The sequence below is a fragment of the Moraxella bovoculi genome (assembly GCF_000988745.2).
In the GTDB taxonomy this organism is placed as follows: Bacteria; Pseudomonadota; Gammaproteobacteria; order Pseudomonadales; family Moraxellaceae; genus Moraxella; species Moraxella bovoculi.
Genome location: NZ_CP011381.2, coordinates 1,764,841 through 1,779,119, shown reverse-complemented (window position 1 = coordinate 1,779,119; position 14,279 = coordinate 1,764,841). Strand labels below are relative to the sequence as shown.

Annotated in this window: 12 protein-coding genes; 9 read left to right on the top strand and 3 right to left on the bottom strand. The window is 46.8% G+C overall.

Annotation, left to right across the window (positions count from 1 at the left end):
* Positions 1-164 precede the first annotated feature (164 nt).
* From serA to AAX10_RS08235, 3 genes are all read left to right on the top strand, one after another.
* Positions 165-1,391, top strand: a complete 1,227-nt coding sequence (gene serA / locus AAX10_RS08245; RefSeq protein ID WP_036364016.1) for a phosphoglycerate dehydrogenase — start codon at positions 165-167, stop codon at positions 1,389-1,391.
* 112 nt (positions 1,392-1,503) lie between these two features.
* The gene (gene gorA, locus AAX10_RS08240; protein ID WP_046700354.1) at positions 1,504-2,865 is read left to right on the top strand and encodes a glutathione-disulfide reductase; all 1,362 of its coding nucleotides are present in this window, start codon (positions 1,504-1,506) and stop codon (positions 2,863-2,865) included.
* Between the two features lie 63 nt (positions 2,866-2,928).
* Positions 2,929-3,885 carry a WG repeat-containing protein gene (locus AAX10_RS08235; protein WP_046700353.1) on the top strand — a complete coding sequence of 319 codons (957 nt, stop codon included), beginning with the start codon at positions 2,929-2,931 and terminating at the stop codon, positions 3,883-3,885.
* A gap of 37 nt (positions 3,886-3,922) precedes the next feature.
* Here AAX10_RS08235 and AAX10_RS08230 read toward each other — a convergent pair whose 3' ends face one another.
* Positions 3,923-4,738 (bottom strand): Cof-type HAD-IIB family hydrolase, encoded by an 816-nt coding sequence (locus AAX10_RS08230; protein ID WP_226997762.1) that lies wholly within the window; start codon positions 4,736-4,738, stop codon positions 3,923-3,925.
* 112 nt (positions 4,739-4,850) lie between these two features.
* Here AAX10_RS08230 and AAX10_RS08225 point away from each other — a divergent pair, with 112 nt between their 5' ends.
* Entirely contained in the window at positions 4,851-6,353 is a 1,503-nt protein-coding gene (locus AAX10_RS08225; protein WP_046700352.1) for an aminoacyl-histidine dipeptidase, read from the top strand.
* Between the two features lie 72 nt (positions 6,354-6,425).
* Here AAX10_RS08225 and AAX10_RS08220 read toward each other — a convergent pair whose 3' ends face one another.
* Complete coding sequence (locus AAX10_RS08220; RefSeq protein WP_046700351.1) at positions 6,426-7,145, bottom strand: dienelactone hydrolase family protein; 720 nt, start codon at positions 7,143-7,145, stop codon at positions 6,426-6,428.
* A gap of 144 nt (positions 7,146-7,289) precedes the next feature.
* Here AAX10_RS08220 and AAX10_RS08215 point away from each other — a divergent pair, with 144 nt between their 5' ends.
* From AAX10_RS08215 to AAX10_RS08200, 4 genes are all read left to right on the top strand, one after another.
* A complete protein-coding gene (locus AAX10_RS08215; RefSeq protein WP_046700350.1) occupies positions 7,290-7,769 on the top strand; it encodes a YcgN family cysteine cluster protein in 480 nt (159 codons plus the stop codon).
* 181 nt (positions 7,770-7,950) lie between these two features.
* Positions 7,951-8,817, top strand: coding sequence for a transporter associated domain-containing protein (locus tag AAX10_RS08210; RefSeq protein WP_046700349.1), 867 nt, complete (start codon positions 7,951-7,953; stop codon positions 8,815-8,817).
* Positions 8,818-8,941: 124 nt separating this feature from the next.
* A complete protein-coding gene (lnt, locus tag AAX10_RS08205) occupies positions 8,942-10,546 on the top strand; it encodes an apolipoprotein N-acyltransferase (RefSeq protein WP_046700348.1) in 1,605 nt (534 codons plus the stop codon).
* Positions 10,547-10,691: 145 nt separating this feature from the next.
* Positions 10,692-11,081, top strand: coding sequence for a hypothetical protein (locus AAX10_RS08200; RefSeq protein ID WP_046700347.1), 390 nt, complete (start codon positions 10,692-10,694; stop codon positions 11,079-11,081).
* Positions 11,082-11,134: 53 nt separating this feature from the next.
* Here the strand turns inward: AAX10_RS08200 and AAX10_RS08195 are convergent, their stop codons facing one another.
* Entirely contained in the window at positions 11,135-12,301 is a 1,167-nt protein-coding gene (locus tag AAX10_RS08195) for a sugar transporter (RefSeq protein WP_046700346.1), read from the bottom strand.
* Between the two features lie 162 nt (positions 12,302-12,463).
* Here AAX10_RS08195 and AAX10_RS08190 point away from each other — a divergent pair, with 162 nt between their 5' ends.
* Positions 12,464-14,260 carry a M24B family metallopeptidase gene (locus AAX10_RS08190; protein WP_046700345.1) on the top strand — a complete coding sequence of 599 codons (1,797 nt, stop codon included), beginning with the start codon at positions 12,464-12,466 and terminating at the stop codon, positions 14,258-14,260.
* The last annotated feature ends 19 nt before the right edge of the window (positions 14,261-14,279 follow it).

The following is a 14,279-nucleotide window of genomic DNA, read 5'->3' as shown; positions in this document are numbered from 1 at the left end:
CATAGAATATTGCAAATGGCGTTTTAGTCGGTATTTGCATAACGTGGGATATTTTCAAGATGACATCAGAAAATTTCCTGTTATTTGATGATTGCGCATTGCAAAATTTGGACATTCGGTGTATAACTGCCTTTTCGCTTTGCTACTTCTTTAAGGATTTTTCCATGACTTTATCTCTTCAAAAAGACAAAATTCGCTTTTTGTTGTTGGAAGGCGTACATGATAACGCTCTAAAAACATTGAACGCTGCAGGCTATACTAATATCGAATACATCAAATCAGCCCTTGATGAAGCTGAACTGATCGAAAAAATCAAAGACGCACATTTCGTGGGCATTCGTTCGCGCACCCAATTAACTCGCAAAGTACTACAAGCTGCCGAAAAACTTATCGCCATTGGCTGCTACTGCATCGGCACGAATCAAGTTGATCTAGATGCTGCGCTTGAATTAGGCATTCCTGTATTTAACGCACCATATTCAAACACCCGTTCGGTGGCAGAGTTGGTGTTGGCTGAGACCATCATGCTGATGCGCGGAGTGCCAGAGAAGAACGCTGTTGTGCACCGTGGCGGCTGGAACAAGTCTGCCAAAGACAGCCATGAAGTGCGTGGCAAGACCATGGGTATCGTTGGCTATGGCTCTATCGGTTCACAATTGTCAGTACTTGCTGAGAGCTTGGGCATGAATGTCATCTATCATGACGCTGTTACCAAGCTTCCTTTAGGTAACGCAGTGCAGGTAGGTGGCTTGGATGAACTATTTGCTAAAGCAGATGTGGTAACGCTACACGTGCCTGACCTACCAAGCACGCGCAACATGATGACTAAGACTGAATTTGACAAAATGAAAGACGGCGCGTTCTTCATCAACGCAGCTCGTGGCGGCTGTGTGGACATCGATGCATTGGCAGATGCGCTTAAGAGCGGTAAAATCTTGGGTGCGGCGATTGACGTGTTCCCAAAAGAGCCAAAATCTGCTGATGAAGAGTTCGTATCACCACTTCGTGAATTTGACAACGTCATCCTAACGCCTCACGTTGGTGGCTCAACTCAAGAAGCTCAAGCGAACATTGGTCTGGAAGTTGCTGAGAAATTCGTTAAATATTCTGACCAAGGCGACACCACCAGCGCGGTTAATTTCCCGAACGTGTCTATCCCGTTCACCGCAGGCACACACCGTCTGCTACATATTCACCGCAACGTGCCAGGCGTATTATCGCAAATCAACGCATCATTTGCTGATGCAGGCATTAACATCGCTGCACAGTCTTTGATGACTCGTGGCGATGTGGGCTATCTGGTGATGGACGTTGATGACAACGATTCTGCCAAAGCGATGGAGCGTCTGCGCGCTGTGCCTGAGACCATCCGTGTGCGCGTGCTATTCTAATTTGCGCATTTATCAAATCTAAGTGTTTAAAAAAACCAAATCGTCTAGACATGGGCGATTTGGTTTTTTGTGATATAATAAATCAAATTTCTAAATAGATAGGAAAATAACCATGACCAGACATTTTGATTATATTACCATCGGTGGTGGCAGTGGTGGTATCGCTTCTGCTAACCGTGCCAGTATGTACGGTAAAAAAGTTGCCGTGATTGAAGCAAAACACGTTGGCGGAACGTGCGTTAACGTGGGCTGTGTGCCAAAAAAAGTGTTGTGGTACGGAGCGAACATGGCAACCGCCATTCACAACTACGCCCCTGATTATGGTTTTGAGCTTGATGTCAAAAACTTTGATTTTGCCAAACTCGTTGAAAACCGCACCGCTTATATTAACCGCATTCATCAATCTTATAAAAACACCTTTGAAAAAAATGGCGTAACGCTCATCAACGGCTTTGCCAAATTTTTGGATAAAAATTCGGTAGAAGTCAGCCATGACAATGGCGAGACCGAGACCATTACCGCCGACCATATTTTGATTGCCACAGGCGGTCGCCCACACCGTCCAAACATACAGGGGGCGGAGTATGGCATTGACTCGGACGGTTTTTTTGATTTGACCGAACTACCAAAATCGGTGGCGATTGTTGGCGGTGGCTACATTGGCGCTGAGATTGCAGGCGTGATGAATGCCTTGGGCGTGGATACGCATTTGTGTGTGCGTAGCGGTATTTTAAAGAGTTTTGATAAAGATATTGTAGAAGTTTTGCAGGATGTCATGGTCAAAGACGGTGTTACGTTCCATACGGGCGTAAATCCTGTTAAAATTGAGAAAAATGACGGTCTGACGGTGTATTTTGACAATGGCGAAACCCTAAATGTGGACTGCCTGATTTGGGCGACAGGGCGTGTGCCAGCGACTGATGCCATTGACTTGCACAAAACAGGCGTGGCAACCAACGAAAAGGGGCAAATCATCGTGGATAAATTCCAAAACACCACGGTGGACGGCATTTATGCGGTAGGCGACATCATCGAAAACGGCATTGAGCTGACCCCTGTGGCGGTGGCGAGCGGTCGCAGACTGTCCGAACGCCTGTTTAACAATAAGCCCGATGAACACCTAGATTATAGCAGTGTCGCCACGGTCGTGTTTAGCCATCCGCCCATTGGTACGGTCGGCATGAGCGAAAAAGACGCCATTGATGAATTTGGGGCGGACAAGGTCAAGGTCTATAAATCCAACTTCACGCCCATGTACTCTGCCATTACCGCTCATCGTGAGCCGTGTCGCATGAAATTGGTGTGCGTAGGCGATGATGAAAAAGTGGTGGGCTTGCATGGTGTAGGCTTTGGCGTGGACGAGATGATTCAAGGCTTTGCTGTCGCCATAAAAATGGGGGCGACCAAACGTGATTTTGATAACACCGTTGCCATTCACCCAACAGGCTCTGAAGAGTTTGTAACGATGAGATGATTTTTTTATAAAAGACAAGTTGTAATATGGCTTGTCTTTTTTTTGATTTTTAAGGAAATTGTGATGAAAAAGTTATTACTTATATCATCCTTATTGGCAATGAATGCGTATGCTTGTCCTAGTGATTGTGCTGTGCTAGATGTGGATAATGAATGTTTGTTGAACGAGACGATTTGTGTCCAATTTTTTGATGAAAGTTCAGGCAAATATGGTATTAAAGATAAAAATGGTCATATCATCATTCCTGCTCAATATGATAGCATAGCCATACCAAACGATGATATTGATAAACCTGCGTCCTATATTACTGTGGTATCAAAGAAAAATAATGGTTATTCTATGGGTTTATTTAGTGATAAAGGAGAGATGATTGCGACACCACGCTATGAAATGATACAAGTAGTGCATAATGGCATTATGGTACAAGAAAAGGATTTATATGGTCTGCTAGATTTTCAGGGAAAGACGATATTGCCAACCATATATGATTATTTAGAAGTCAAAAAGTCAGGCATGATGATTGCTACTGCTCGTAACAGAGTGATGATTGATGACAAGGGAGCAATTATTAAAACAACACATTATCCCATCATCAATGCCGTTAATGATGATAGAGCGATTTTTTGTGAAGCTTTGCCTGTGGGATTAAGGTGTGGTCTTATGGATAAGACAGGTCAGGTCATTACGCCTGCCACATATCATGAGTTAAAGAAATTTGGCAATGTTTATGATGGTAGTGATTATGAGAGATTTTTGATTGCCGATAATGGCAAAAAAGGACTGATTGACATCAATACAGGAAAGGTAATTGTGCCTTTGATTTATGATTATATTGGATATATTTCAGAGGATATGCTTGAAGTTAAGATTGGCAATAAATATGGTTTTGTCAACATACAGAATCAGCAAGTCATTAAGCCTATTTATGACTATGTTGAGTCTTTTGATACAGGGCTTGCCAAAGTGGCAAAAGATGGCGAACAGTTTTATATTGATAAAACAGGCAAACGAGTTCCATAACGAACAAAATGACAAGGAGCAATCCTTGCCATTGATGTTAGAGTACCCCCAACGCCTGCAAGCCCCTGAATATCCCATCGTCCTTATGGCTAGGACACACAAAATCTGCCACCGCCTTTAAATCATCGTGAGCATTACCCATCGCCACGCCAAAGCCGACCGATGAGAGCATCTCGATGTCATTTAGACCATCGCCGAATGCCCATGCATCCGCCATGTCTAATCCCAATGCATCCAGCACCGCCTGTATTCCGCGCGCCTTTGAGCCGTGTTTGTCAAGAATATCCACCCCACAGATGTGCCAGCGAACGGTTTTTAGGTCATCGTTTAGCCCATCTTGTAAGGGGGTACTGGCGTTTTCGTTATTTTCATAAAATGCCAAAATCTGATAAATGGGCGTCGCAAAATCAAAGTTGTCAGCGACACGGTAGGGGATGTGCAATGATTGCAGTGCATTCTTCATGTACTGGTTCTCATCGAAGGCGACGACTTCATCCTTGGTCATGTAGCCGTGGGCGATTTGATTGGTTTTTAGGTAATGGGTGGTGTCTTGGATTTGTCGTGAATTTAATGGGAAATGGGTCAATAATTCGCCCCTAAACTCATTATATTGTCCATTGATGGTAACAAATAAATCAATGCCAACCTCATCAATCAAATCATTAATGCAAGGTGGGAACACGCACATGCCGCGACCTGTGGCGATGGCGACGATGATGCCTTGGTCTTTGAGTGCTTTTAGCGCGGCTTTTGTGCTGTCTGGGATGTAGTTGTCGTACTTGATGTATAGGGTGTCATCAATGTCAAAAAATATGATCTTTGGGGTGTTTGGTGTTGGTTTCATGACGGTCATTTTTTAAGGATTTACATAGATTCTATCATAAAACCATGATGAATTGATGAAATGTGTAAACTGCAGCAGAATGTGCTAAAATTAGCTAAATTATGACCCAATGGGAGAATCCATGCTTAATAATACTGCCTATCAAACGAACCTATCTGTGGTTGAGAATCTAGAACCGCGCCTGCTATGGCAATGGTTCGCCAAGATCTGCGCAATCCCACATCCAAGCTACCATGAAGAGGCGATCGCAAACCATATCGTTGACTGGGCGAAATCGCGAGGGCTTTCCGTGCGCCGTGATGATGTGGGTAATGTCATCATCGTTAAGCCTGCCACCAAAGGCATGGAGGATCGTGAATCTATCGCACTACAAGCACACCTTGACATGGTGCCTCAGGCGAATGCCGATACGCCGCATGATTTTAGCACTGATCCAATCCTGCTAAGAGTCAACCCTGATGATGAAGATTGGCTGATGGCGACAGGCACGACGCTTGGCGCGGATAATGGCATTGGCATGGCAAGCTGCCTTGCGGCGCTAGAGTCTGACGATCTGGCACACCCACAAATAGAAGTGCTCTTGACCATGACCGAGGAGACGGGAATGGTGGGTGTGTTCGGACTGCAGGCAGGCGAGCTACAGTCGAAGCTGATGGTAAATACCGACACCGAGGAGATTGGTGAGATATATATCGGCTGTGCTGGCGGGATTGAGTCGAATATTCATCTGCCACTATCTCAGACGAATCACAGCTTTAGTGATGCGCTTAGCTTTACCATCAAAGGCCTAAAAGGCGGTCATTCTGGGCTAGATATTCATAAGAATCGCGGCAATGCCATTAAGATGATGGCGCGTGTTTTGGCAGAAGTGTTGCCGAAGTTTTATGGTGATTTTGCCATCCAAACGCTGACAGGTGGCACATTAAGAAACGCCATCCCTAGAGAGGCGAGCGTCAATCTGGCATTCTCATCTGATCGTCGTAATGAGCTTGTAGCAGCGTTGCAGGCGTCATTTGATGTGGTGCGTAACGAGGTGATGCGAGCAGAACCTGATGTGATGTGTCAGGTGGCTGACGCAGATCATGCAGGAACTGCTTTAACTTATGAAGATACCGCCAAGGCAATCCGTCTGTTAAATGTGCTACCGAGTGGCGTGGTGCGTCAGTCTGACTTAGCAGAGGATACGGTTGAGACTTCACTATCATTTGGGGTGGCGAGCATTGATGAGCAAGGGCTATCTGCCAATCTGCTGATTCGCTCATTGGTTGAATCGGGTAAGGCGGCGGTCTGCACGAGTTTGGATAATCTGGCGAGCCTTATGGGGGCAGCAGCTGAATTTACAGGGGGTTATGTGGGATGGAATCCTGATGATCAGTCATTCATCACGCCGCTGACCGCTCGGCTCTATGCGCAGATACTTGGACATGAACCACAGATCAAGGTGATTCATGCAGGGCTTGAGTGCGGTCTGATCAAACAAAGTCACCCAGACATGGACATCGTATCCATCGGCCCCACCATCAAAAATGCCCACTCACCCCAGGAGATGGTGCATGTTGACAGCGTAGCGACATACTGGCAGCTGCTCACGCAGATTCTGGAAAATGCACCAGTTCGGAGGTGATCGGATGCTAAGATATTGATTAGCTGTATAAACTAAAAAGCTTGTCGTTGCGACAAGCTTTTTAGTTAGAGGTTATACATATTCATTCATGAATGACAGCATCTTATCCCAGCTGGCTTTGGCGGCATGTTCGTTATAGCCTAGATCGATGCCGTTATTGGCTGCTCGCTTGTCCGCCAATGGATTGGTAAAGCCGTGCTTGGCGTCGTCATAGACATCGATCTGATAGTCAACATTGGCGCGATCAAGTTCGGTTTTTAAGCCATCGATGGCGCTCATGGGAATCATGCTGTCAGCACCGCCATGTGCCACCAGCACCTTTGCCCCAAAAGACGCATCAGCAGGCTGGATGGGTGTTGGGTTGCCGTGGAAAGTGGCGACGGCTTTTAATGGGATGCCTGTGCGTGCCATATCAAGGGCAAGCTTACCCCCAAAGCAATAGCCCACCGCGCCAATGCGTGCGCCATCCACTTCATCTAACGCGATAAAATCTTCATAAATGCGGCGACATCTGTCCATGAGTTCGCTCGGGTTATTAAGAACGGCGCTCATCCATTCATTGGCTTGTGCAGCATCGGTGGTTAGCTTGCCTTCCCCATAAACATCCAAGACAACCGCGGCAAAGCCTGCCTTGGCGAGGTCTTTTGCGACAGTTGTTGGATGGGTATCTTCTGCGCCCCACCATTCAGGTGCGACGATGATACCTCGAGCAGGCGCGGTGTTAGGCAGACAGACGTGGCTTAATAGGCGAGTGCCATCAGCGGTGATGGTGGTTAGGGTCTGGGTGGTCATAGGACACTCCTTGTTAATTAAAATCATTAAAAAACTATCACTATCGTTAGACTAGCAGGATTTTTGGGCTTTGACAATGGGGTTTGGGCTTAAATTTATGGTGCTTTTTTGTTACAATGATCGAAATTTTAATAAGCTAACATAATGAGAGAATCAGCACAACAACCAAGCCAATTGCGAGAGCGTTTCTGGGAAAAATACCCACTAAGTGAGCTCAATGACAGCGAGTGGGAGGCGCTTTGTGATGGGTGTGGGGTGTGCTGTTTGGTGAAGTTCTTGGACGATGACGATCCAAGATTTACCGAATATACTGACGTGGCATGTTGTCTCTTGGACTGTTCGACGGGGCATTGTGCTGATTATGCCAATCGTAAGTCTTATGTGCCTGATTGCATTCGCCTTACGTATGAGATGGTGTCTGGCATGATGTGGCTGCCAAGGCACTGCGCTTATAAGCGACTGCATCTGGGGCAGGGCTTGCCACATTGGCACTATCTGATCTCAGGGCAGGCGCGACATGAGCAGGCGATGGATAAATTCGGCGTGCGTGGCCGCTGTTATTCTGAGCTTGATTTTGACGATGACGAGATAGAAGAGCGCACCATCAGATGGGTGAAGATTTAGCGACTTATAAGCCTGTTCAGATGTTTTGATGGTTTGTTGTGTTTCTTGGTGGCGTGGAGGCGTAGCAATCAAAAATCCACCACTTTGAGCATATCAGCAGTAACCAAATAGCGCTTGAATAATCCTGTCAAATCCGTTAAATTAACCAAAAATTTCCCACAATAGAGGTTGAAGTCTTCTTATGTCAGACGACAGTCATTCGGGTGGTTGGACGCGCGGCTTAAAACGTTGGCTGTCCGCCGCCCCTGAAACTCGCGATGATTTGTTAAAATTGGTTCAAGATTCGCGCCAATTCCTAGAGCCGGATACGGTCGATATGTTAGAAGGTGTGCTGGATCTACCTGCCACCCAAGTGCGTGAGATCATGACGCCGCGCCCACAGCTTGCTGCCATCAGTAGTGATGCTGACATCTCAGACATTTTGGCGGTATTGCTTGAGACTGAGCATTCTCGTTATCCTGTGTTTGACAGTCATGATGATAATGCGATTTTGGGTATTTTACTTGCCAAAGATTTGATTCCGATTTTGGCGAGTCGCGCTGAAGGCATTGATCACCCATTTTTCTTAAAAGACATCGTCAGAAAGCCGCTATACATTAACGAAACCGCACGCTCTGACACACTGCTTCGCCTACTACAAAAGGCGCAAGTGCACATGGCGGTGGTGCTCGATGAATTTGGGTCGGTCTCTGGCATCGTCACGATGGAGGATCTGCTAGAGGAGATCGTGGGCGACATCGTTGATGAGCATGATGACATCGATGAAGACAGCGATATTAATAACATCGTACCACATCCCACCAAAGATGGCGTCTGGCTCGTGCAGGCATCGACATTGATCAGTGATTTTAATGACATTCTGGGGTCGAATTTCGATGATGCAGATGTCGATACCATGGGCGGATTGGTCATGCAGGCACTGGGCTCGGTAAGCCATCTAGAGGGCGAGACGGTGCGGATTAATGATTGGCAGATTGTCATTGTAGATGTCGAAGGGCGTTACATTCGGCTGCTTGAGATGACGCTAAACCCAAATAGTACAATCTAAAAGATTGGATTGAGTGAATATACCAATAAGGCTTAGGTCTTATTGGTTCTTTGTTGTAATTCGTCGCTAAATCTTTCAAATTCTGCTAAAATAATGGGTTAATTTAGCTATATTTAATCACGCCATGACCACCAAACCTATTTATCATCCCAACATCCCAACCAATACTTGTAGTAATGCCAAGAGCATTCGTCTGCCCATAGGCATCAAGCTCATCATCGCGCTCGTCGCTGGTCTTGGGTTTAGCTTTGCGTTAGCGCCTTATTATCTGTGGCCTTTGGCACTGTTCTCAGTGATGGCACTGTATGCGCTACTTGTGGGTGAAGATAGCGGTCGACGCGGCTTTTGGATTGGCTGGGTGTATGGGTTTGGTACGTGGGTGATTGGTGCTTTTTGGCTTTATAATTCAATACATGAATATGGCGCGATACCTTCATGGCTTGCCTATGTGATGATTGGTGTGATGGCGATTATCATGGGGCTTTTTCATGCGTTTTTTGCATGGGGCTTTGTGCGTTTTTTGGGTCGTCAGCCATTGGCATTTGCCTCGTTCTGGGTGATTCAAGAATGGCTAAAAACTTGGCTACTGTCAGGATTTCCTTGGTTGTTTGTAGGCTATGCATTCACTGAACAGACTTGGATGAACGGACTTGCGCCAGTCTTGGGGGTGTTTGGCATAAGTTTCGTGGCGGTGCTGTTTGCCGCATCGGTGGTTGAGCTGTTCCGCCATAAATCTGCCTTTATCGGGCTAAGCGCGCTGACTTTGGCTGTTTCTTTTGGGTTGAGCCTTGTGGAGTGGGTGAAACCATCGGGTGAGAAGCTGTCTGTCTCTTTGGTGCAGGGTAATATCCCACAAGACATGAAGTGGCTTACTGAATACCGTGTGCGCACACTTGAGATCTATGAAGATCTGTCTAAGAGTGAATGGGGGCGGGATGTTGTCATCTGGCCAGAAGCTGCGATCCCGATGTTCCATGATGAAGCCGAGCCATTCATCGCAGGCATGATTAATCGCGCTCGTAACAACGACTCAACTTGGGTGACAGGACTTATCTATCGCGACCTTAAGAATTACGATGAGAATCGCCACGCCTACCCACCAATTTATAACAGTGTGGCGGTGCTTGGCGAGACACAAGCACTTTATAAGAAGCAGCGTCTTGTACCATTTGGTGAATATGTGCCGTTCGAAGGGTTGTTTAACTTGCTGCCTGATTTGGCGAACATGCAGGGTGCGATGAGCATCAGTCGTGGTTCAAGCAATCAAGCACCATTTACCATCAAAGGGCAAAACGTTGGTGCTGCCATCTGCTACGAGGTGGCGTATCCTGAGACCACCCGTCATAATGCTAAGAATACCGATTTTCTCATGACGATCTCTAATGATGCGTGGTTCGGCAGTTCCGCAGGTCCTTGGCAGCATCTGCAGATGGTTCAGATGCGAAGCCTTGAGACGGGGCGTTATTTTGTGCGTGCGACGAACACAGGTGTGACCGCCATCATTAACCAAAAAGGTCAAATCGTCAATCAAGCACCACAGTTCGAGCGTACGGTATTACGCGGTCAAGTTGAATCGATGTCGGGCGTGACGCCATTTGTAAGATTCGGCAGCTATCCGATTTTGGTGTTGAGCGCGCTGCTGATTTTGCTGAGTTTCGTGGCAAAATACGGCAAATCAAAAACCAGCAGAACCCAAAAATACTACACTGGCAAGGGCGTTCGTGATTAAAAATTGATGAATTTTACCCAAATTTTGTGTAATAATTCCTTAATCGACCAAAGGAATTGTACAAAATCGCAAAATTTGGTATATAATAGGGTAAATTTATCTCATTTTGTATTTACAATTAACCCATCTTAATGACAGGTGATTTATGGCACATGATGCATCAAATAATAACCCAACCAAAGAGACGCTAACAGCATTGGTTGGTATTGTTCTTTTACTTGTAATGATTGCGGCGATCGGTATTTTTGCTTGGTTACGTCCAGCAGGCGAGCATCAGCCAAAAGCACCAACAGCTGAAGAAGCTGCTGCAGAAGCTAGCATAGACTCTGCTGAAGCACCAGCAACGCAAGCCAGCGATGCTGCAGTGGCTGAAGCTCAAGACAAGCTAGACCAAACACCAGAAAACACGCAAGCGCCAACTCAAGCAACCGCGACTGCTGAGACACCTGCTGCACCATCTGCACCGAGCGACACAACCAATGCCGCGCCTGCACCCCAATCAGCTGAAGATAAAGAATCAGCGAAAACTGAATAAATTCAGATGTCATTATAAAACCCTTGCAACTGCTAAGGGTTTTATTTTGGATGTTATGCCAAGCGTCGTGTGTACGCCCATGCAGCCAGCATCGCAAGAAGTGCGACTGCCGCGCCAACGTGTCCAATGTGAATCAAGCTCATCTGTGCGATGACAATGCCTCCAAGCAAAGCACCACCGCCAATGCCGATATTAAATATCCCTGAGAATAGACTCATGGCAACGTCTGTGGCTTTTGGCGCGAGGCGCAGCACCTGTATCTGTAGCACCAGACTGATGGTGGTCGCACCAATGCCCCACAAGAAGGCATTAATAACCCAAAGCACCGATATGTCAGAAAACAAGAATAATGTGCTAAGTCCCAAGGTGATCGCCATCATGGCAAGCCATAAAAACGATCTTTCCATACGTTCATAATAACGACCAAAGAGTATGCTTGCCACAATGCCCGCAAGACCAAACATTAGCAATATCCAAGTTGCAAAGTTCGCCGAGAAATTCACCACGTTTAACATGAATGGCTCAATATAGCTATAAGCAGTAAAATGCGCGGTCACGATGAGTATTATCATCAGATACACCAATAATAGCGGTGTGTTTTTTAGGATGTCGGGCAGGCTTTTGATGTTGCCGACATTACGACTGGGTAGATTTGGCAGGATTTTCCACAAGATCACAAGGCAAATCAATGCCAATACACCAATGAGTGCAAAGCTTGCTCGCCAGCCTAGATACTGACCCACCAATCGCCCGATCGGCAAGCCCAGCACGGCAGCAAGTGCCGAACCTGTGGCAAGCAGACCTAATGCTTTGGTGCGTTTGTCCTTGGCAGCAAGACGCACGACGAGGCTTGCGGTAATCGACCAAAAGATCGCATGAGCTAAGGCCACGCCTGTACGCGCAATGAGCAAAACGCCAAAGCCAGTCGCCACCGCCGATAAAATATGACTTGCCACGAACAGTGTGAAGACGCCAACTAGCAATCGCTTTCGCTCCATTTTGGCGGTCGCAAGCATGAGTGGCAGTGAGACGAGTGCGACGATCCAGGCATAGACGGTCATCATGATGCCTACTTTATCGACAGGCATGCTAAAGCTTGTGCCGATGTCTGAGAGTAGGGCGATGGGAATGTATTCTGTCGTATTAAAAATGAATGCTGCAAAGGCAAGAAGCATCACTCGATAAGTGCGTAAGCGGTCGATCTGGGTGGTGGTAAGCATGACTGTGGCTGCTGATAAGTTTTTTTGGAAGGGGTGAATTGTACCACGATTTTTTGATAAATCGATGACGATGCTTGGTCATTAAAATCGCAATCGTGTAAAAAATAACGGATTATGATAGAATTTCAGCATTCAATCTAATGAGAGTAATCAGGAGTATCTATGGCAGTATCAGCCCAAATTCGTCGCGAACGCATCACAAAGCTTCGCGCACTCATGCAAAAAAACGGCATCGATGCCATCGTTGTGCCGTCGGCAGATCCACATATGTCTGAGTATCTGCCCAAGTACTGGCAAGGCCGAAAATGGCTGTCAGGTTTCTCAGGTTCGGTGGGTACACTGGCGATCACACAAGATTTTGCAGGCGTGTGGACGGACAGTCGCTATTGGGTGCAGGCACCGATGCAGCTTGCTGATACAGGCATCGAACTTCAAAAGATGGAACAGGGGCGTCCAACCTTTGGTAAGTTTTTGGTGGGCAATTTACCAAATGGTGCCAAGGTTGCCATTGATGGTGCTGTGTTGTCGGTGGCAGAATTTGATAGCTTAAGCCAAACTTTTGCAGATAAGGGTATTGAGCTGGTCACGCACCTTGATTTGTTGGCGGAAGTTTGGGATGATCGTCCAAGCCTACCAACTAAGGCCATCTATCCGCATCCAAGTGAATTTTTGGACGGTACATCAGCCGACAAGCTTGCCAAAGTACGCACCAAAATGAATGAGCTTGGCGCGGATTTTCATCTGATTTCCAGCCTTGATGATATTGCTTGGCTGACTGATTTGCGTGGTAGCGACGTGTCATTTAACCCCGTGTTTTTGTCGCATTTATTGGTTGGTAAAGACAGCGCGGTACTGTTTGTCGATGAACAAAAATTAAATGACGATGCCAAGATTGCCCTACAGAATGCAGGCATCGCCACGGCGGATTATTCCGCTGTTACGACAGCCTTGGCAGACATAACAGGCATGCTGTTAATCGACCCTGCTAAAGTTGCCATCAGCACCATCAAGCAAGTGCCGGGCAGTGTAACTATCGTGCGCGCGATGAACCCAAGTACGGTGTTAAAGGCAATAAAATCGGACATCGAGCTAAACCACGTGCAAGAAGCGATGCGTCAAGATGGTGCAGCGTTGTGTCATTTCTTTAGTCGCCTTGAGCAGCGTGTGGCAGCAGGCGATGCGATTACCGAGCTGGATATTAACACCATGCTGAACGATGCACGCAGCGAGCAGCCAAACCACGTTTCGGCAAGCTTTGACACCATTGCAGGCTTTAAGGGCAATGGGGCGATTGTGCATTATAAGGCCATTAAAGATAACCACGCTCAGATTGTAGGTTCGGGGCTGTTGCTGATCGATTCTGGGGCGCAGTATTACAATGGCACCACCGACATCACACGTATGGTGGGCATTGGCGACATCAGCGATGATGAGAAGCGCGATGTCACTTATGTCCTAAAGGCGCACATCGCATTAGCAGCCGCAGTCTATCCTGTGGGTATTCCATCATCTCAGCTGGATGTCTTGGCGCGTAATCAGCTGTGGCAGCTGGGTCTAGATTATGGACATGGCACAGGGCATGGTGTGGGTTATTTTCTAAATGTCCACGAAGGTCCGCAGGTCATCTCGCGTAATGCGCCAACATCGACAGAGCGAACCATGCAATTAGGCATGATCACCAGTAACGAACCGGGGCTATACCGTGAAGGCAAGTGGGGCGTTCGCCTTGAGAATCTGGTGGCGACCGTGCCTGCGCACAGCACCGAGTTTGGCGAATTTGCTAAGTTTGAAGATTTGACTTTGTGTCCATTTGACACTCGTCTGCTATTGCCAGAATTATTGACCACCGAAGAAAAAAACTGGCTCAATGATTATCACAAAAAAGTACACGATGCGCTGATTGATCGTGTTGATGGCGACGCCAAAACTTGGCTCATCGAGCGCACCCAAGCAATATAACGTCAATAAAAAATCCGTC